This is a genomic window from Actinobacillus porcinus (assembly GCF_901764995.1).
In the GTDB taxonomy this organism is placed as follows: Bacteria; Pseudomonadota; Gammaproteobacteria; order Enterobacterales; family Pasteurellaceae; genus Exercitatus; species Exercitatus porcinus.
Genome location: NZ_CABFKI010000014.1, coordinates 1 through 18,890 on the forward strand (window position 1 = coordinate 1; position 18,890 = coordinate 18,890).

Annotated in this window: 19 protein-coding genes; 5 read left to right on the plus strand and 14 right to left on the minus strand. The window is 41.8% G+C overall.

Translation table 11 applies throughout. The annotated features are described in order from the left end of the window. Positions 1-176: 176 nt before the first annotated feature. The 3 genes from aceF (at position 177) to E7T07_RS09440 (ending at position 4,327) form a co-directional block, all read left to right on the plus strand. Positions 177-2,060: a pyruvate dehydrogenase complex dihydrolipoyllysine-residue acetyltransferase gene (aceF, locus tag E7T07_RS09430; protein WP_135710896.1), complete on the plus strand. Its 1,884-nt coding sequence runs from the start codon at positions 177-179 to the stop codon at positions 2,058-2,060. A gap of 53 nt (positions 2,061-2,113) precedes the next feature. After that, positions 2,114-3,538 (plus strand): dihydrolipoyl dehydrogenase, encoded by a 1,425-nt coding sequence (gene lpdA, locus E7T07_RS09435; RefSeq protein WP_115638438.1) that lies wholly within the window; start codon positions 2,114-2,116, stop codon positions 3,536-3,538. Between the two features lie 246 nt (positions 3,539-3,784). Next, on the plus strand, positions 3,785-4,327 hold the full coding sequence (locus E7T07_RS09440; RefSeq protein ID WP_135710897.1) for an NlpC/P60 family protein: 543 nt from the start codon (positions 3,785-3,787) through the stop codon (positions 4,325-4,327). A gap of 151 nt (positions 4,328-4,478) precedes the next feature. Here the strand turns inward: E7T07_RS09440 and pmbA are convergent, their stop codons facing one another. Then, a complete protein-coding gene (gene pmbA / locus E7T07_RS09445) occupies positions 4,479-5,837 on the minus strand; it encodes a metalloprotease PmbA (protein ID WP_135710898.1) in 1,359 nt (452 codons plus the stop codon). A 118-nt stretch (positions 5,838-5,955) separates the two neighbouring features. Between pmbA and yjgA the strand changes: the two genes are divergently transcribed. Next, a complete protein-coding gene (gene yjgA, locus E7T07_RS09450; protein ID WP_135710899.1) occupies positions 5,956-6,501 on the plus strand; it encodes a ribosome biogenesis factor YjgA in 546 nt (181 codons plus the stop codon). A 218-nt stretch (positions 6,502-6,719) separates the two neighbouring features. Here the strand turns inward: yjgA and E7T07_RS09455 are convergent, their stop codons facing one another. The 8 genes from E7T07_RS09455 to sodC all read right to left on the minus strand — a co-directional run bounded on the left by E7T07_RS09455 (position 6,720) and on the right by sodC (position 14,821). After that, positions 6,720-7,400 carry a M15 family metallopeptidase gene (locus E7T07_RS09455; protein WP_135710900.1) on the minus strand — a complete coding sequence of 227 codons (681 nt, stop codon included), beginning with the start codon at positions 7,398-7,400 and terminating at the stop codon, positions 6,720-6,722. 1 nt (position 7,401) lies between these two features. Then, complete coding sequence (dapE, locus tag E7T07_RS09460; protein WP_135710901.1) at positions 7,402-8,532, minus strand: succinyl-diaminopimelate desuccinylase; 1,131 nt, start codon at positions 8,530-8,532, stop codon at positions 7,402-7,404. Beyond that, on the minus strand, positions 8,529-8,858 hold the full coding sequence (locus E7T07_RS09465; protein WP_135710902.1) for a hypothetical protein: 330 nt from the start codon (positions 8,856-8,858) through the stop codon (positions 8,529-8,531). The genes dapE and E7T07_RS09465 overlap by 4 nt, the downstream gene beginning before the upstream one ends. Continuing rightward, a complete protein-coding gene (locus E7T07_RS09470; RefSeq protein WP_115637434.1) occupies positions 8,836-9,183 on the minus strand; it encodes an ArsC family reductase in 348 nt (115 codons plus the stop codon). Before E7T07_RS09470 ends, E7T07_RS09465 begins: the two co-directional genes overlap by 23 nt. Positions 9,184-9,232: 49 nt before the next feature. Beyond that, complete coding sequence (gene thrC / locus E7T07_RS09475; protein ID WP_135710903.1) at positions 9,233-10,507, minus strand: threonine synthase; 1,275 nt, start codon at positions 10,505-10,507, stop codon at positions 9,233-9,235. 70 nt (positions 10,508-10,577) lie between these two features. Beyond that, positions 10,578-11,525: a homoserine kinase gene (gene thrB, locus E7T07_RS09480; protein ID WP_135710904.1), complete on the minus strand. Its 948-nt coding sequence runs from the start codon at positions 11,523-11,525 to the stop codon at positions 10,578-10,580. Further along, a complete protein-coding gene (thrA, locus tag E7T07_RS09485) occupies positions 11,525-13,981 on the minus strand; it encodes a bifunctional aspartate kinase/homoserine dehydrogenase I (protein WP_135710905.1) in 2,457 nt (818 codons plus the stop codon). Before thrA ends, thrB begins: the two co-directional genes overlap by 1 nt. 291 nt (positions 13,982-14,272) lie before the next feature. Next, complete coding sequence (sodC, locus tag E7T07_RS09490) at positions 14,273-14,821, minus strand: superoxide dismutase family protein (protein ID WP_135710906.1); 549 nt, start codon at positions 14,819-14,821, stop codon at positions 14,273-14,275. Positions 14,822-14,915: 94 nt separating this feature from the next. On the opposite strand from sodC, the gene E7T07_RS09495 reads away from it, so the two are divergent. Further along, positions 14,916-15,614: a YggS family pyridoxal phosphate-dependent enzyme gene (locus tag E7T07_RS09495; protein WP_135710907.1), complete on the plus strand. Its 699-nt coding sequence runs from the start codon at positions 14,916-14,918 to the stop codon at positions 15,612-15,614. 150 nt (positions 15,615-15,764) lie between these two features. On the opposite strand, the gene murA is transcribed toward E7T07_RS09495, so the two are convergent. The 5 genes from murA to mlaD are packed head-to-tail and all read right to left on the minus strand — an operon-like array spanning position 15,765 to position 18,864. After that, on the minus strand, positions 15,765-17,042 hold the full coding sequence (murA, locus tag E7T07_RS09500) for a UDP-N-acetylglucosamine 1-carboxyvinyltransferase (RefSeq protein ID WP_135710908.1): 1,278 nt from the start codon (positions 17,040-17,042) through the stop codon (positions 15,765-15,767). 23 nt (positions 17,043-17,065) lie between these two features. Then, on the minus strand, positions 17,066-17,323 hold the full coding sequence (locus E7T07_RS09505; RefSeq protein ID WP_135710909.1) for a BolA family protein: 258 nt from the start codon (positions 17,321-17,323) through the stop codon (positions 17,066-17,068). An 11-nt stretch (positions 17,324-17,334) separates the two neighbouring features. Next, entirely contained in the window at positions 17,335-17,703 is a 369-nt protein-coding gene (locus tag E7T07_RS09510; protein ID WP_135710910.1) for an STAS domain-containing protein, read from the minus strand. 6 nt (positions 17,704-17,709) lie between these two features. Continuing rightward, positions 17,710-18,345 carry a phospholipid-binding protein MlaC gene (mlaC, locus tag E7T07_RS09515; protein ID WP_135710911.1) on the minus strand — a complete coding sequence of 212 codons (636 nt, stop codon included), beginning with the start codon at positions 18,343-18,345 and terminating at the stop codon, positions 17,710-17,712. 27 nt (positions 18,346-18,372) lie between these two features. Continuing rightward, positions 18,373-18,864 (minus strand): outer membrane lipid asymmetry maintenance protein MlaD, encoded by a 492-nt coding sequence (mlaD, locus tag E7T07_RS09520; protein WP_135710912.1) that lies wholly within the window; start codon positions 18,862-18,864, stop codon positions 18,373-18,375. Between the last annotated feature and the right edge of the window lie 26 nt (positions 18,865-18,890).

Sequence of the window (18,890 nt, forward strand, 5' to 3'; positions counted from 1 at the left end):
TGGATAACGTTATGGTTTATGTTGCTAGTTTACTATAAATTTAATATACAAGGGACACACTGTGTGTGTCCACAAAGTCTAAATTCGATAAACGGACACACGCAGTGTGTCCCTACAGACGGTGAAAATGAGTTAATTTTTACAAAATCTCACCGTTTACAAGAAGGATTACCAAAATGTCAAAACAAATTAATGTACCGGATATCGGGGCTGATGAAGTCAGCGTAACAGAAATCATGGTTAAGGTTGGGGATACTGTTGCAGTTGACCAATCCATTATCAATGTTGAAGGTGACAAAGCCTCAATGGAAGTACCAAGCCCTGAAGCTGGCGTAGTAAAAGAAATTTTAGTAAAAGTCGGCGACAAAGTAACAACAGGTTCGCCAATGTTCGTACTTGAAGCAGCAGGTTCTGCACCTGTGGCAGAAGCGCCGGCTCAAGCAGCACCGGCACCAGTTGCAACAGCGTCAGCGATCGTGGAAGTCAACGTACCTGATATCGGTTCCGATGAAGTGAATGTCACCGAAATTATGGTTAAAGTGGGCGACAGCGTTGAAGTTGATCAGTCTATTATCAATGTTGAAGGCGACAAAGCTTCAATGGAAGTGCCTGCGCCAATCGCGGGTATCGTGAAAGAGATTTTAATTGCGGTAGGTGACAAAGTTTCAACGGGTAAATTGATTATGAAATTTGAAACAGGCGCACCAGCACCTGCGGTTCAAGCACCTGTTGAACAATCTGCACCGGCAACTACAAGTGCTGTCGTGAAAGATGTGAATGTTCCGGACATCGGTGGCGATGAAGTAAACGTTACTGAAATCATGGTTAAAGTGGGTGACACCGTTTCAGAAGAGCAATCTTTGATTACCGTTGAAGGCGATAAAGCGTCAATGGAAGTGCCTGCACCATTTGCGGGTGTAGTAAAAGAAATTTTAGTGAAATCAGGCGATAAGGTTTCAACCGGTTCATTAATTATGCGTTTTGAAGCACAAGGTTCTGCACCGGCTCAAGTTGCATCAGCACCTACTCAAGCACCTGTTTCAACACCGGCACCGACTCAAGCACCAGCGGCATCTGTGCCGGCTCAATCTTTAGCACCAGTCAATCAAGATACCGTAGCTGCAAGCAATAGTTATGCTCATGCAACGCCGGTTGTTCGCCGTTTAGCACGTGAATTTGGTGTTAACTTAGATAAAGTAAAAGGGACTGGTCGTAAAGGTCGTATCTTAAAAGAAGACGTTCAAGACTATGTGAAAAACGCTCTTAAAGCACTTGAGAGTGGCGCGGCAGCTACCGGTGCGGCAAATGGTGCAGGTTTAGGCTTATTACCATGGCCAAAAGTGGACTTCAGCAAATTTGGTGAAACGGAAGAAGTTGAATTAGGTCGTATCCAAAAAATCTCAGGGGCAAACTTACATCGTAACTGGGTGATGATTCCACATGTTACCCAATGGGATAAAGCGGATATTACTGAGCTTGAGCAATTCCGTAAAGAACAAAATGCCTTGCTTGAAAAAACGAAACAAGATGTGAAAGTCACACCACTTGTGTTTATTATGAAAGCGGTGGCAAAAGCCTTAGAACAATATCCACGTTTCAACAGCTCAATTTCAGAAGATGCGCAACGCTTGACCTTGAAAAAATACATCAACATTGGTGTAGCAGTTGATACGCCTAATGGTTTAGTGGTTCCTGTATTTAAAGATGTAAACAAAAAAGGCATTATTGAGCTTTCTCGTGAATTAGCGGAAGTATCGAAAAAAGCCCGAGCAGGTAAATTAACGGCGTCCGATATGCAAGGCGGTTGTTTCACCATTTCAAGCCTTGGTGGTATTGGTGGTACGCACTTTACCCCTATCGTAAACGCCCCTGAAGTAGCGATTCTTGGTGTGTCAAAATCAGAAATGACACCGGTATGGAATGGTAAAGAATTTACCCCACGTTTAATGTTGCCATTATCATTGTCTTATGACCACCGTGTCATTGATGGTGCAGATGGCGCTCGTTTCATTACATTCATTAATGGTGTATTATCTGACTTACGCCGTTTAGTTATGTAATTAATGGCAAAAGTGCGGTGAAAAATCCGCACATTTTGAGAAAAGGAAGAAAAATGAGCAAAGAAATTAAAACACAAGTTGTTGTACTTGGTGCAGGTCCGGCAGGTTATTCTGCCGCATTCCGTTGTGCAGACTTAGGCTTAGATACGGTTTTAGTGGAACGTTATTCAACATTAGGTGGTGTTTGCTTAAACGTAGGCTGTATTCCATCTAAAGCCTTGTTACACGTAGCGAAAGTCATTGAAGACGCAAAACACGTTGAACATCACGGTGTTGTTTTTGGCGAGCCAACCATTGATTTAGACCAAATTCGTGCGGGTAAAGATGGCGTAGTAAGCCGTTTAACCGGCGGTTTAGCCGGTATGGCAAAAATGCGTAAAGTCAATGTAGTTGAAGGTTTAGCGAAGTTTGCCGATAGCCATACCTTAGTGGCAACCGATCGCGAAGGTAATGCAACAACGATTAAATTTGACAACGCTATTATCGCGGCAGGTTCTCGCCCAATCCAATTACCATTTATTCCACACGAAGATCCACGTGTTTGGGATTCAACGGATGCCCTTGCTTTACGTGAAATTCCAAAAAGACTACTTGTTATGGGTGGTGGTATTATCGGTTTAGAAATGGGAACGGTATACAGCGCGTTAGGTTCACAAATCGATGTGGTTGAAATGTTTGATCAGGTGATCCCTGCCGCAGATAAAGACATCGTTAAAATCTACACCAAACGTATTGAGAAAAAATTCAACCTACTTTTAGAAACCAAAGTGACCGCCGTTGAAGCCAAAGAAGACGGTATTCATGTTTCTATGGAAGGCAAAGCGGCAAATGAAACGCGCGTTTATGACGCTGTGTTAGTAGCGATTGGTCGTACACCAAACGGCAAATTAATTGACGCAGAAAAAGCAGGTGTTGCTGTTGATGAGCGTGGTTTTATCCGTACCGATAAACAAATGCGTACTAATGTGCCACACATTTTTGCGATTGGTGATATTGTGGGTCAGCCAATGTTAGCGCACAAAGGTGTACATGAAGGTCACGTTGCGGCAGAAGTCATTGCCGGTAAAAAACATTACTTTGACCCGAAAGTAATCCCATCTATTGCTTACACTGAACCAGAAGTGGCTTGGGTCGGCAAAACTGAAAAAGAATGTAAAGCGGAAAACTTGAATTACGAAGTGGCAACATTCCCTTGGGCAGCCTCAGGTCGTGCGATTGCTTCAGATTGTGCAGATGGTATGACGAAACTTATCTTCGACAAAGATACCCACCGTATTCTTGGCGGTGCTATCGTGGGGACTAACGCGGGTGAATTGTTGGGTGAAATTGGTTTAGCCATTGAAATGGGTTGTGATGCAGAAGATATTGCGTTAACCATCCACGCTCACCCAACTTTACATGAGTCAGTAGGTTTAGCTGCTGAAGTCTTTGAAGGTTCGGTAACAGACTTACCAAATCCTAAAGCGAAGAAAAAATAATCGCTAAAATAAACTAAAATACAACCGCGCTTTTATACGATAAAAGTGCGGTTTTCTTTTTATTCATTTTGTGATTTTGCATAATTATGCAGAGCAACATCTCGCAAAGGGAAAAAATCTGCATAAAAATGTGATTTTCATCACAAAAAGTGCTTAAAAATGAAATTAAAGGTGGTTTTACCAGTATTTTTTTGATAGACTCTCGGTCGAGTTTATTTTTATCAAAATATTTTTATTTTTTATATTATGTTTAAGAAAGTTATTCTATTAACAAGTGTATTATTTTTAGCGGCTTGTTCTGCTTCACCGAAGCAAGCAGGTGGTGGTTCTGCGTCAGAAATGACGCAAAACGATGCTGAATTGACGACATTGATTGGAACATTAAAAACGAACCGCCCAAATTTCCCGTTAATCACTTCAGCCTCATCAAAAGCGGGTGTTCAAAATTTAGCGAAAGTGTATAACCAATGGGCTGGAACACGTTATCGTATGGGGGGAACCACTCGCCAAGGTATTGATTGTTCTGCCTTTATGCAAGAAACTTTTGCGGCAGCGTTTGGCATGTCTCTCCCGCGTTCAACCAGTGAACAACGTTATCTTGGTCGTCAAATCCAAAAACATCAATTACAACAAGGGGATCTCGTATTCTTCCGCAAGAATAGCCACGTAGGGGTGTATATTGGCAATAATAAATTTATGCACGCAAGCACTAGCCAAGGGGTAACCATTAGCTCGTTAGATGAAAACTATTGGGCAAGAACCTATACTCAATCTCGCCGTATTTTATAAAAAGCATAGAACATCAAAGGGAAGCAACGCAAGGCTTCCTTTTTTATTTGTCGTTTATCTCGCCCACTAAAAAATGAACGGACTTCATCCTGTCAATAACAAATAAAAAAGACCGCATTTAAGCGATCTTTTTATGAAGCACAAACCGTCTCTAATTCCCTGAAATTTTCATATTTTCAAGCAAAATAGACCCTGTTTGGATATTTGAACGATGTTCAATATCATCAGCCACTGCAACGATATTGCGCAACATGGTTTTCAAATCCCCTGCAATAGTAATTTCAGAAACCGGATATTGAATTTCACCATTTTCCACCCAAAAACCTGATGCCCCACGGCTGTAGTCACCCGTCACCATATTAATGCCCTGCCCCATTAAATCCGTGACCAACAACCCTGTTCCCATTTGGCGTAAAAGTGCGGTGAGTTTTCCTTGCAAATTCGGCTTAACTAACCAGTTATGAATACCGCCTGCATGACCAGTACTTTGCATACCTAGTTTTTTACCGCTGTAACTGGTGAGCAAATAGGTTTGCAATACACCCTCTCTAATAATTTCTTTATCTGAAGTTCGAACCCCTTCACTATCAAAGGGCGTTGATGCTAAACGCCCGATTAGATGTGGACGCTCATTAATTTCAAACCAATCAGGTAAAACTTGTTGGCCTAAATGATCTAGTAAAAAGCTATTTTTGCGATATAGACTGCCACCACTAATCGCCGCCGCCAAATGGCTAATAAGACCGGTTGCCACATCATTAAGAAAAATAACGGGGCTTTCTTGGGTTGGAATTTTTTGCGGTTTCAAACGAGCAATCGCTTTTTGAGACGCGTTACTCCCCACCCATTCAGGCGTTTCTAACTCAGGCAATTTGCGTGAAACCGTATATTCATAATCGCTTTCAAGTTGATCTTCAATACCACTTAACACGGAACAAGAAATGGAATAACGGCTCGATAAATAGCTTTGCAACATACCATAACTATTACCATAAACACGCACACCTTGATGAGAATTAAAACTGGCGCCATTGCTGTTTACGATACGCTTATCATAATCTAATGCTGCGCTTTCCGCTTGCAACGCCAAGTCAATTGCTTGATCCACGTCAATCTCTGCAGGGTGATATAACTCTAAATCAGGGGCATCAAATGCCATTAATTCTTTTGGTGCAAGCCCGGCACAATCATCCGCTGAAGTATATTTTGCAATGGCCAACGCTGATTCCACAGCATTTTTAATGGCTGCCGGACTTAAATCAGAGGTTGACGCATTGCCTTTTTGCTGCCCTAAATAAACGGAAATCCCCAATGCACCATCATTATTAAATTCCACGTTTTCCACTTCGCGCAAACGGGTTGAAACGGATAATCCGCTGACTTTTGTTACCGCCACTTCGGCTGTTGCACCTGCTTGAGTGGCAATTTCAACGGCATAGCTCACGGCTTCACGTAATTCTTGTTCTTGCGCTTTTAAAAGCGCGGTTGAATGTTGTTCTGTTTTGACCATTTTTCCTTTAAATCCATACGACTTGGTAGCTTCGCCTATTCGCCCTACCTGAAAATTTGTCGCATTGTAGCTTATTTGCTAAAATGGCGCAAAATTTGAATAAATAGGATTTGAAAGAATGAAAAAGCGTGGCAAAAAGCCTGAATTAGATTGGACTGATGACGAACAAGAAGAAATTATTTGGGTGAGCAAAAGCGAAATTAAACGCGATGCGGAAGAATTAAAAAAGTTGGGGTCAAAATTAGTGGAACTCACACAAACGAATTTGGATAAAATCCAACTGGATGAAACCTTGCTAGATGCCATCAATTTAGCACGCCGTTCTCGTTTAGAAGCCAAACGCCGCCAATTGCAATTTATCGGTAAATTACTTCGTTCGGCAACGGAAGAGGAAATTAACCATATTCGCGAAAGCCTAGATAAAATCGAAAACAAGCATAATCAGCAACAAGCCATGTTGCATAAACTGGAATTGTTACGCGATGAATTAGTGGAACAAGGTGATGATGCTTTAGCGAAATTATTGGACGAACACCCTGATGCCGATCGCCAACACTTGCGCAATTTAATTCGTTCCGCGCAAAAAGAAAAGGCGCAAAATAAACCGCCTAAGGCGTATCGTGACATTTATCAATATTTGAAAACATTGATTTTGCAAGATTAAAACAAAAGGCATAATAGACGAAAGTCAGATTTCTGACAAAGCTCATCGTTGAGAAATAACCTAGCACGAGCCGTGCTAGGTTCGTTAAGCCCAGCCCCGCTGGGGCTGAAAGGAAGAGCCGCAGAGCGGCTCAGATTAAGTAACCCTATACGGCTCGTATAGGGCTTGTCATCGGTCTGAAAAGTGCGGTGAAATTTCACCGCACTTTTCCTATGTATTTACAACACAAACCGCTGAAAAATCTCGCCTAAATGGGTAAGCAAACATGCTTTTCCGGCAATGTCTTCATTTTGCCAACTCTCAATTAAGATCGCCGGGGTAAATTGTTGCGCGGCAATTTCTGCCAAGGGAAGATAGCTGATATGCCAAGGCTCGCGCCCAACTTCAAGGGTTTTATGGGATTGCATAAACGGCAAGGCAAAATCAAATTTTTCCAAATTATCCGCCAGCCACGCGCTTAAATCCGCAAAATATCCCCCTTGTTCATATTCCCAAGGCTCCAATTGCAAGCCTTGATTTTGTGGCAATAAATCAGGATCGAAGAAGTCGACTTCTGTTCCCCAATGATGACGACTTGCCCCCGGCATCGCTGACCAACGTAATATCGCTTGCAATTTTTCCCAATCGGAAAGTGCGGTTAGATCTAAAGCCATTCCCTGATCATCATGTACTTTGCGTTCACCGTTAAATTTGCCGTTCCAAATCAACTGTTGACGCTGAAAATCGCGAAAACTGCTGGCAGGTTGCAAATTAAAGCCATTTTCCACCGCACTTTGCTGCAAGGACTGAAAGGCGTACACGGCTTGCGGCTGTAAAAAATGGTTCGGCGAATGAGGGCAAGGCAAATTCACAAGATGCGAACGTGATTTGCCCGTTAATTGTTCAAGGGTTAAGACCATATTAATCCAATAAGTTGACTAACATTTGTTTGTATACATCGCCAAGAGTGGCTAAATCGGTCACGCTGACACATTCATTTACTTTGTGGATCGTAGCGTTCAGCGGTCCTAATTCCACTACTTCACCGCCCATTAAAGCGATAAAACGGGCATCAGACGTGCCGCCTCCTGTGTCTAATTTTGGCGTAATGCCGACAATTTGCTCAAGACTATCCACCACTGCTTTCACTAATTTATTGGTTTTAGTTAAGAACGGTTTGCCCGACAAATTCCATTCAATACGGTAGGTTAAACCGTATTTTTGTAGCATTTCCGCGACTTTATTTTTGATAATTTCATCAGTCACTTCGGTGCAATAACGCAAATTAAATTGCACATAAAGTTCCCCCGGGATCACGTTATTTCTCCCGGTTCCGGCTTGAATATTGGCGATTTGTAAACTGGTGGGTGGAAAAAATTCATTGCCCTTATCCCATTGATATTGGGTCAATTCCATTAAAAATGGCGCCGCTTTATGTACAGGGTTTTCTGCCAAATGCGGATACGCCACGTGTCCTTGAATGCCTTGAATATAAAGATTACCTGTAATTGAGCCGCGGCGACCGTTTTTCACAATATCGCCAAGAGTTTGGCTGCTTGATGGCTCGCCGACCATGCAATAATCAATCAATTCGCCACGTGTCATTAAGGCATCCACCACTTTCGTTGTACCGTCTTTGGCGGCGGCTTCTTCATCAGAGGTAATCAAAAATGCAATGGTGCCTTGGTGATTAGGATTGGCTTTGACATATTCTTCCGCCGCCACAATCATCGCTGCAAGGGAGCCTTTCATATCTGCCGCCCCACGCCCATAAAGCATATCGCCAACAATTTCTGCGTTAAAAGGTGGAGATTGCCATTGGCTTTTATCCCCGGTTGGCACCACATCCGTATGCCCTGCAAATGCTACTAAAGGCTTGGTTGATCCGTGTTTGGCCCATAAATTGGTGGTTTCACCAAAATTCATCCATTCGATTTCAAAGCCTAAAGCAGCCAAACGTTCCGCGATCATTTGCTGACAACCTTGGTCATCAGGGGAAATAGACGGACGGCGAATTAAATTTTGTGCAAGATTGATAATTTCGTTTTTCATTGATTTTTCCGAGAGAAATAATGTGTGGTGATAAATTTTACAATAACCCCAATACCACTCACCACTGAGAGTATCACTAAGCCGAAACTGGTGAAACAAAGCCAAATAACACAAAAACTATGAAAGAAAATTCTCCATGGCGTAATGCTCTTATCACATTGCTCCGCTGTTAATGCCGCGTCACACCAACCATATTCAATATATTCATGAACATTTGGATAAGCAAAATCCAATGATAAATAGGCTAGGGGTAACGCAATGATGGCATTAATACAACATAACCAAAATAATGAACGAGTAATTTTACGCACCCAGCGTTTCTGCATAGTCTTTTTCATTAAACCCAATCAATGCGATGTGATTTTGCAAGATAATCGGTCGTTTGATGAGTGTTGGTTGCTCCGCTAAAACACGAAGTGCGGTCGGTTTGTCGAGTGTTTTTTTGATATTCTCATCAAGATTACGCCAGGTGGTGCTACGTTTATTCACCAAGTTTTCCCACCCAAATTGATTTTCAGCCTGAATTAAAAAATTCGGGTCTAAGCCATCCACGCGGTAATCGTGAAGTTTGTGTTCGATATGATGATCCGCAAGCCATTTAAGGGCTTTTTTCACCGTGTCGCAGTTTTTAATGCCATAAACGATGATCATAAAAATTCCTTAATAAAAAAGGTGGGGCAAGCCCACCCGTTATGGTTGATTATTTCAACAAATAAGCACGTAATTGTGCAAAATCCGCATCCATTTCGTCTGAAAGCAAGGGTAATTTATTGTGTTTATCCAAGGCTTCCGGCAATGGTAATTCCATATTTAAAATACGTTCAACGCTTTCTTTAAATTTCGCCGGATGTGCGGTGCAAAGGAATAAGCCTGTTTCACCTGCTTGCAATTGATCTTTTAACACTTGGTAAGCAATTGCACCGTGCGGTTCGCACAAATAGCCTTTGGCATACTGGGCTTTTAATGCCTCTTCTGTTTCGGCATCAGTTAATGCGCCCGCCCCTAATTCAGATAACGCCCAACCATTGCGTTTAAATAATTCTTCTACACGCGGCCAGTTGTTCGGACGGCTCACATCCATGGCGTTAGAAAGGGTGGCAACGGTGGCATTTGGCGACCATTCGCCTGATTTTAAATAACGCGGAACTGTGTCATTAGCGTTGGTTGAGGCGATAAAGCGTTTGATCGGCAAACCTAAGGTTTTAGCGATTAAACCTGCGGTTAGGTTACCAAAGTTACCGCTTGGTACCGAAACCACTAAATTTTGGCGTTCAGCGGGGCTAAGTTGTGCCGCTGCTTCAAAGTAGTAACAAATTTGTGCCAATAAACGGCTGATATTGATGGAGTTGGCAGAGTTTAAGCCGATAGCTTGGCGTAATTCTGCATCATCAAAGGCTTGTTTCACTAAGGCTTGGCAAGCATCAAAATCGGCATTAATCGCCACGGTGCGAATATTACCACCTAATGTACAAAATAATTTTTCTTGTAATGGGCTGATTTTGCCTTTTGGATACAAAATTACTACGTCAATATTTTCTAAGCCATAAAACGCATGTGCCACTGCCGCACCGGTATCGCCTGAAGTGGCGGTTAAAATGGTAATTTTACCGTCACCACGCACGGTAGCTAAGGCTTGTGCCATAAAACGGCCGCCGAAGTCTTTAAAGGCAAGGGTTGGACCGTGGAATAATTCTAACGCGTAAATACCCTCTTCCACTTTTTCTACCGGTGCAGGGAACGTAAAGGCATTTTTCACCATCGCATTTAATTTATCTGTTGGGATTTCATCGCCGATAATTGCCCCTAAGATTTTTTGGCTGCGCTCAACTAAAGGCAACGCCAATAATTCATCGATATTGTCCAATGTTGGAATGGTTTCAGGAAAAAATAAACCTTGGTCTTTGCCCAAACCTTGGCGTACCGCTTGGGCGAAATTGACTTGTTCTTCCGGGTGTTTAATGTTGTATAAATTCATGTTTGCCTTCTCATTTTAATGAAAAACAGACCGCACTTTAAACTAAAGTGCGGTTAAATTTCGGGGTATTTTACGCTAATTCCCGCGCGCCTGCATTATCCACTTTACAAATATGCACAAAACCTTCGTTATTTTGTAAATAATGATTTTCAAGATAATGTTCAATCTTCATGGCAGTTTGCAAGTCAGGAGCAATACTAAACATCGTTGGGCCTGAGCCTGAAATACCACTTGCTAATGCGCCTAAATCACGGGTCGCTTGTTTGACTTCCGCGAAGTTCGGTAACAGTTGCGCGCGATAAGGTTCCGCAATCACATCTTGCATCATCAACGCCGCCAAGGCTTCTTGATGGGTATGGCAAGCGTGCACGAAGCTACCTAAATGACGACCATGGGCTATCACATCTTGGCGAGTATAACTTTTCGGCAAAATAGCTCTAGCTTCTGCGGTTGAAACTTCAATACCAGGGTAAGCCAATACCCAATACCAATTATCAAAAAACGGTAAAGTTTGGCTAATATTACCAAGGCTTTCCACCATTAATTGCACACCGCCCAAATAACAAGGCGCAACGTTATCATAATGAATAGAACCTGAAATTCGCCCTTCCAATTCTCCCATCATTTCTAATAATTCCATTTTAGAAAAGGGTTCATCGTGATATTGGTTAAGAGCCACCAACGCTGCCACAATTGAGCAAGCACTTGAACCTAGCCCTGAACCAATTGGCATATTTTTTTCAAGGATTAAACGTAATGGTTTAATTTGGCCACAACGTAATTTCAAGCGTTCGCTAAATAACACATAGGCTTGATAGACAATATTCTTTTGTGGTTCTTTTGGCAATTTACGCACAAAATATCCAGCATTTTCAAGCTCAAAACCACTAGCGATTTCATCAATTTGTACCACATCGCCAAGTAAAGAACCATCAATAGGCGAAATCGCGGCACCGAGTGTGTCAAAGCCCACACTGATGTTAGCGCTTGATGCAGGCGCATAAATACGCAAACTCATTACGCGCCTCCTTGTAAAGTGCGGAGAATATCTGCAAAGATGCCTGCGGCAGTCACATCAGTCCCTGCGCCATAACCACGCAATAACAATGGAATTGGGCTGTAATAACGGGTTAAGAATGCAAGGGCATTTTCACCGTCTTTCACTTTGTAAAGTGGGTGATTTTCGTCTACGGCTTCAATGGCAACACGGCATTTGTTGCCATTAATTGAACCTACATAACGCAAGACTTTGCCTTCTGCTTTGGCGGCTTCCACACGTTTGTTAAACTCTGCATCGACTTCCGGTAGGATTTTTAAGAATTCTTCTTTGCTCATGCCTTCAGAGAAGCCTTTTGGCAATACGCCTTCCACCTCAATGTCTTCAAATTCCAATGGTAAGCCTGTTTCGCGCGCAAGAATTAAGAGCTTACGTGCCACATCTGCGCCGGATAAATCATCACGCGGGTCAGGTTCTGTAAAGCCTTTTTCTTTAGCAATAAATGTCGCTTGAGATAACGTTAATCCTTCTTCTAATTTACCGAAAATAAAGGATAAAGAACCCGATAGAATCCCTTCGAATTTTTCTACTTCATCGCCCGCCGCGAGTAAATTCTGCAAGTTTTCAATTACCGGTAAACCTGCGCCTACATTGGTCTCGTATAAGAATTTATGGCGACCTTGGCGCGCGGCTTGGCGCAATTCTTGGTAATAGGCGAAGCTGCCTGTGTTGGCTTTCTTATTCGGTGTCACAACATGGAAACCTTCACGCAATGCTCTTGCATAAAGATTTGATACAGATTGTGCCGCGGTACAATCCACAAAAACAGGGTTTACTACGTGGTGTAACTTAATGAACGACAACAACACATCAAAATCAGAGGGTTGAATTGCCTTTTCTAAATCTTCTTTCCAATTATCTAAGTTTAAGCCATTTTCATTAAGTAACATTTGATCCGCATTGGCTAAGGCGCAAACGCGAATTTCAATATCTTTTTTCGCTAAAAATTCTTTTTGGCGTTTAATTTGCTCGATTAAAGCCCCACCAACGCCCCCTACGCCAACAAGGAAGACGTCAATGGACTTTTTATTGTTAAATAGCCCTTGGTGTGTTGCTTTGACCGCTTCGATGGCTTTATTCATCGGGACAACCGCTGAAATTGAGCGTTCTGATGAACCTTGCGCAATCGCGACAATGCTGATGTTGGCTTGTGCTAATGAAGAGAAGAAACGTGCCGCAATCCCTTTGGCAGAACGCATACCATCCCCTACCACAGAAATAATGGAAAGTTCTCTTGTAACATCAATGGGATCTAAATCGCCCGTTTGTAGTTCATGAGCGAATTCTGAATTTAACACTTCCAAAGCAAGCTCGGTAGATTTTGCCGGTACACAGAAGCTAATGCTGTATTCCGATGAAGATTGCGTAATTAAAATCACCGAAATGCCGGCTTTTGACATGGTTGAGAACACGCGTGCCGCCATTCCCACCATACCTTGCATTCCCGCGCCTGAAACGTTAAACATTGAAACGTTATCTAAATTGGTAATGCCTTTTACCTGTAACTCTGCAGAGGCATTTTCATCACCATCAATCACAGAGCCTGCTGCACTTGGATTACCGGTATTTTTAATTAAGCACGGAATATTGGTTTGAACTAACGGCCCGATTGTACGCGGGTGAATCACTTTTGCGCCGAAATAGGACAATTCCATAGCTTCACGATAAGAAAGGTGTGGCAATAAACGGGCGTCAGAGACTAAACGCGGATCGCAAGTGAAAACGCCATCTACGTCCGTCCAAATTTCACACACACTAGCCCCCAAACATGCCGCTAAACAAGCAGCAGAATAATCAGAACCATTGCGACCTAATAACACTAACTCGCCTTTTTCGTTACCCGCAGTAAAGCCTGCCATCAAAACAACATTTTGTTTTGGAATTGAACCTGCATCCACGCGTTTAGTGGATTCGGCAATATCAACGCTGCTTTCTAAATAAGTGCCGTATGCCAATAATTTTTCCACTGGGTTAATAACCGTCACGGTATATCCGCAAGCTTCAAACCAAGCTTTCATCATTGCAATTGATAATTTTTCACCACGGCAATCAATGGTAGCTTTGACCGAGTCTGCCACTTTTCCTGCTGCACGAATTTCATCTAACAGCCCTGCAATTTGCGCAAATTCTGCGTCAATTAACGCTTTTGTGCCAGCCAAATCAAAGTTATTATTTTTTGCGTGTAATCCATTGATAATATTGTAGAAGATTTCTACAGCTTCATTGAAATGGGTATCGGTTGGTTGGTTTTGACTTGCTTTTTCAGAAAGCGCAACGAGGTGATTCGTGATTTTTGCGGGTGCTGAAAGCACACCTGCCGCTTGTTCTTCTAAATGAGCTTTTTCAATCAGCTCGGCTGCTTGTAAAAAGCGTTCTGGGTTGGCAAGAGATGTGCCTCCGAATTTAAGTACACGCATAATGTTTTCCTTCTTAATGTAATTTGTTGAATTTGCAAATTGATATAAAAAAACCCGCTAAATTGGCGGGTTCTTTGGTATTCTTTTGTTTGCACTAACCCGCCACAGACATCGTCATGGTAATAATAATGGTGGTGATTGAAGTGCGGTTAAATTTCATTGTTTTTTTACTTAAACTAAACTGAAACAGAATTGCTTCTATAAATACCTAGATTTTTGCGCCTTGTCAAATAGAAAATAAAAAAATAAGCATGAAGTTTGATTTTCATGCTTATTTTAATCAATTTTGTCTTATTTAATTACGCCACAAGCCATTCTTGCACCGCCACCACCTAATGGTTTTGGTTCATCAGAATGGTTGTCACCACCAGCATGAATCATAATTGAACGGCCTTTAATATCCGCTAATGATTTTAAGCGTGGTGCTAATACTGGATGAGTCGCATTGCCTTCTGCATCCACATAAAGCGCGGGTAAATCGCCTAAATGCGCTTCATCAGACCATGGGAAACCATGTGCTTTGGCTCCATTAGGATTCCAGTGACCACCTGCAGCTAAACCAGCGGTTAACTTGCCGTCTTTTTCTTTAGCATCACAGCTTGGGTTCTCATGAATATGGAAACCGTGAACACCTGCAGTTAAACCTTTTAATTCAGGAGTAAACACTAAACCATATTTTGATTCTGTGACAGACACAAAACCTACATCTTGATTACCTTTTACAGGATCTAATAATTGCACACTAATTTTTAAGCTTTCTGCTGCATTTGGCTTATCCATGTGTGCAACTGCTGTACCTGTTGCTACAACTAAAGCAAGTGCTAAAAGTGCTTTTTTCATAAGTTACCTATTTGTTTGTCTACTCGTCAAAGTATAATTGAGTTAAAATACATCCCTTTCGGGACAACTTAAATATAAAGATAAATTAACAATTATGCAAATAAAAGATAACTTAACCTCCATTCATCAACAAATTCAGACAGCTTGCCAAAAAGTAGGACGTCCACAAAGTGCAGTCAAATTATTAGCCGTTTCTAAAACCAAGCCTGTGGAAGCCATCCAAGAAGCCATTCAAGCGGGGCAAACTGCCTTTGGTGAAAATTATGTGCAAGAAGGTGTAGAAAAAATTCAATATTTTGCCGATAAACATCCTGAGTTAGAATGGCATTTTATTGGTCCGTTACAATCCAACAAAACGCGCTTGGTTGCCGAATACTTTGATTGGATGCAAACCATGGATCGCGCCAAAATTGCCGATCGCTTAAATGAACAACGCTCGCACTACAAAAAGCCCTTAAATGTGTTGATTCAAATTAATATTAGCGATGAAAGCAGTAAATCCGGTATTCAGCCTGCGGAAATGTTAGCGTTAGCTAAACACATCGAAAATCTACCGCACTTGCGTTTACGTGGGTTGATGGCAATTCCTGCCCCTACGGATGATATTGCAGAACAAGAAAAAGCCCTGAGTGCAATGCAAGTCTTATTTGAAGAACTCAAAGCAGCCTGCCCTGATCAACAAATTGATACACTTTCGATGGGAATGTCCGATGATATGCGCACCGCTATTGCTTGTGGTTCGACTATGGTGCGAATTGGCACAGCGATATTTGGGCAAAGAAATTATGCCTAAATTCTGAACAATGGTGAGATGCCGTAGTTGCACAAGACGGTCGTTGAGCCTGTCGAAACGTAAGTCTTGTGCAGTCACTGAAATGTCTTATGCAACATAATGCCATAAAAAATGGCGGAAATCATTCCGCCATTATCTCTCAAGACACAATTATTCTTCGCTAGTCTCTCTAAAACGCTCAATTTTTGCGCCAAGTCCACGTAGTTTTTCTTCCACATGTTCGTAACCGCGATCAATATGATAAATACGATCAACAACGGTTTCGCCACTCGCGATACAACCTGCTAACACTAAACTGATCGAAGCGCGTAAATCTGTCGCCATAACTTGTGCACCAGATAATTTTTCGACCCCATGAATTAAAGCGGTATTACCTTCAATTTCGCCTTTTGCCCCCATACGAATAAGTTCAGGGATATGCATAAAGCGATTTTCAAAAATGGTTTCGGTAATTTTACTTGTACCTTCCGCCACCACGTTAAGCAAGGTAAATTGCGCTTGCATATCCGTTGGGAAGCCTGGGTGTGGCATAGTGCGAATATTCACGGCTTTTGGACGTTTTCCATGGCTATCGAGCGTAATTGTATTTTCCGTTGTAGTCACATCCATGCCGGCTTCACGTAATTTCTCAAGAACCGCATCCATGGTGTCAGGTTTGGCATTTTTACACACAATTTTACCGCCTGAAATAGCCGCAGCAATTAAGAATGTTCCTGTTTCGATACGATCCGCTACCACCGCATGTTCACAGCCTGTCAAGCGTTCTACACCTTCAACAGTAATCATATCTGTACCTGCACCGGAAATTTTCGCGCCCATTTTATTTAAGAAATCAGCGGTATCTACGATTTCCGGTTCACGAGCGGCATTTTCAATCACCGTGGTTCCATTCGCCAAGGTTGCCGCCATCATCACAGATAAAGTCGCACCAACGCTCACTTTATCCATATACACGCGCGTTCCGGTTAAACGACCGTCAACGGTTGCTTTCACATAACCTTCGTCTAACTCAATTTTCGCGCCCATTTTTTCTAAGCCTGAAATATGCATATCCACAGGACGTGCGCCGATAGTACAACCACCGGGTAATGAAACCTGTCCTTCGTGGAAACGCGCTAACAAGGGTGCTAATGCCCAAATTGAGGCGCGCATAGTTTTAACGAGTTCATAAGGTGCGATATATTGATCAATTTTGCTTGCATCAATTAACACCGCTTTATGCTCATCTCGCTCAACATTTACGCCTAATTTACGTAAAATCTTAAAGGTCGTATCAACGTCTTTTAATTCAGGTACATTGGTTAACTTAACGGGTTCTTCCGCTAAAATTGCCGCAAATAGAATGGGAAGTGCGGCGTTTTTTGCCCCGGAAATTTGCACTTCACCACTTAAAGGCGTAGCTTGACCATAAACACGAAACTTTTCCATTTTTTATTCCCCTAGCCTTTTTATTAGTTCATTCCATTCAACATACGATCCATTTTCCATTTTTCCTTGGTATAGGTTTTAATGGTCAAGGCATGAATTTCACCGGTTTCAAAATAAGACATTAAAGGGGCATAAATTGTTTGTTGTTGTTTAACCCGTGATAATGCCGCAATGTCATCATTCACCACAATCACCCCAAAATGGGCATTTTCCCCTTGAGCATAAACCTCATCAAGTTGTAAAGAGTCTTTTAAAATACGTTCAATTTCTGTTGGTTCCATTTTGTGTTCCGTTAGTCAATAAAAGTTTTTAACCAGTTGTCCAAATCAAATAATTCCGCCAGTGTCATCAGTTCATCCGGCACATTTATTATTTTTTGCGATACCGCCATTTTTTGTATGTCATGCAGCAATTCGCTAAATAACGCAAAACCTGCTGAGTCCATACGTGTTAATGACGAAAGATCCCATTCAATAACATGAGTTGCCATTTGTGAAGTACTTAAAACAGCAAAACGTTGCTGCCTTTTCCATTCATTCCAAAGAGGCAACAACGTATTACGAGAAAGCTCTCCAGCAAGCCGGAGAGCGATTTTATCATTATTTTGTATTGCCGACCACGTCAGTTTTGCTGTGGTCTGAGCTTGTTTTTCTACTGTCATTTTAAATTATTTGATTACTACAGGCGCGGCAGCGGCTTTTTCTACTTGAGCAGTTAAGGCATCAATACCATCTTTACGTAAAATACCACTCCACTCTACTTTTTTACTGTCCACCATGCTCAAGCCATCAGCAGCGATCATATCGTAAACTTGCCATTTGCCTGTTTTGCTGTTTTTGCGCCATAACAAACTAATATTTAATGCTTCGTTACCTGAAGTCGGTAATAATTTCACTAGCACGCTTGCTTGATTGCCTTCCACTTGCTCTTTTTGAACTTGAATATCTTGATTCGCATACAAGGTTAAAGCTTGCGCATAAGCTTGTTCGATATATTTTTCAAAAGCAGCGAAGAATTTTTCACGCTGTTCTGGCGTGGTAGATTTAAAATAAGGCCCTAACACCAATGAACCCGCATAGTTCACATGAACGTAAGGCATCAAATCATTACGTACAATTGAACGCAAATGGTTCGGATCTGCTTTAATTTTCGTTTGATCTGCTTTAAGGTCAGAGAATAATTTATCTGAAGCTTGTTTGGTTAATTCGTAAGGGCTGTCCGCCGCCATTACTGTTTGCACCGCAAAAAGTGCGGTCACCAAAACAAGCATTTTTGAAAACCAGGTTTTAAATTGCATAGTCATAAACACTCCGATTAATAACTTTCCGAATTACTGAGCCGCAGGCTCTTCTTTTTTATTCTTATCGCCATATAAGAACTGACCGATAAGATCTTCTAATACCAATGCAGATTTGGTATCTGCGATTTTACTGCCTTCTTTTAACATTTCTGTTTCACCATCATCAAAACCAACACTTAAAGCGATATATTGTTCACCAAGTAATCCTGAGGTTTTGATCGAAAGAGAACTGTTATCTGGAATTTGATTAAATTCTTCATTTACCGAAATGGTCACTTTGGGCAAATACGTCTTTTCATCTAAGGCAATATGGGTTACTCGACCGATAACCACGCCTCCCACTTTTAATGGCGCGCGCACTTTAAGACCGCCGATATTATCAAAAGTTGCAGTGATGTGATAAGATTTTGCTTCATTAAAACCTTGCACATTTGCTACTTTCAAGCCCATAAACACAAGGGCAGCAATACCTAAAAGTAAAAATAAGCCCACCCAAAATTCGTATTTAATTGTTTGTCGCATAAAAATTTCCTAATTTTTTACCGCAC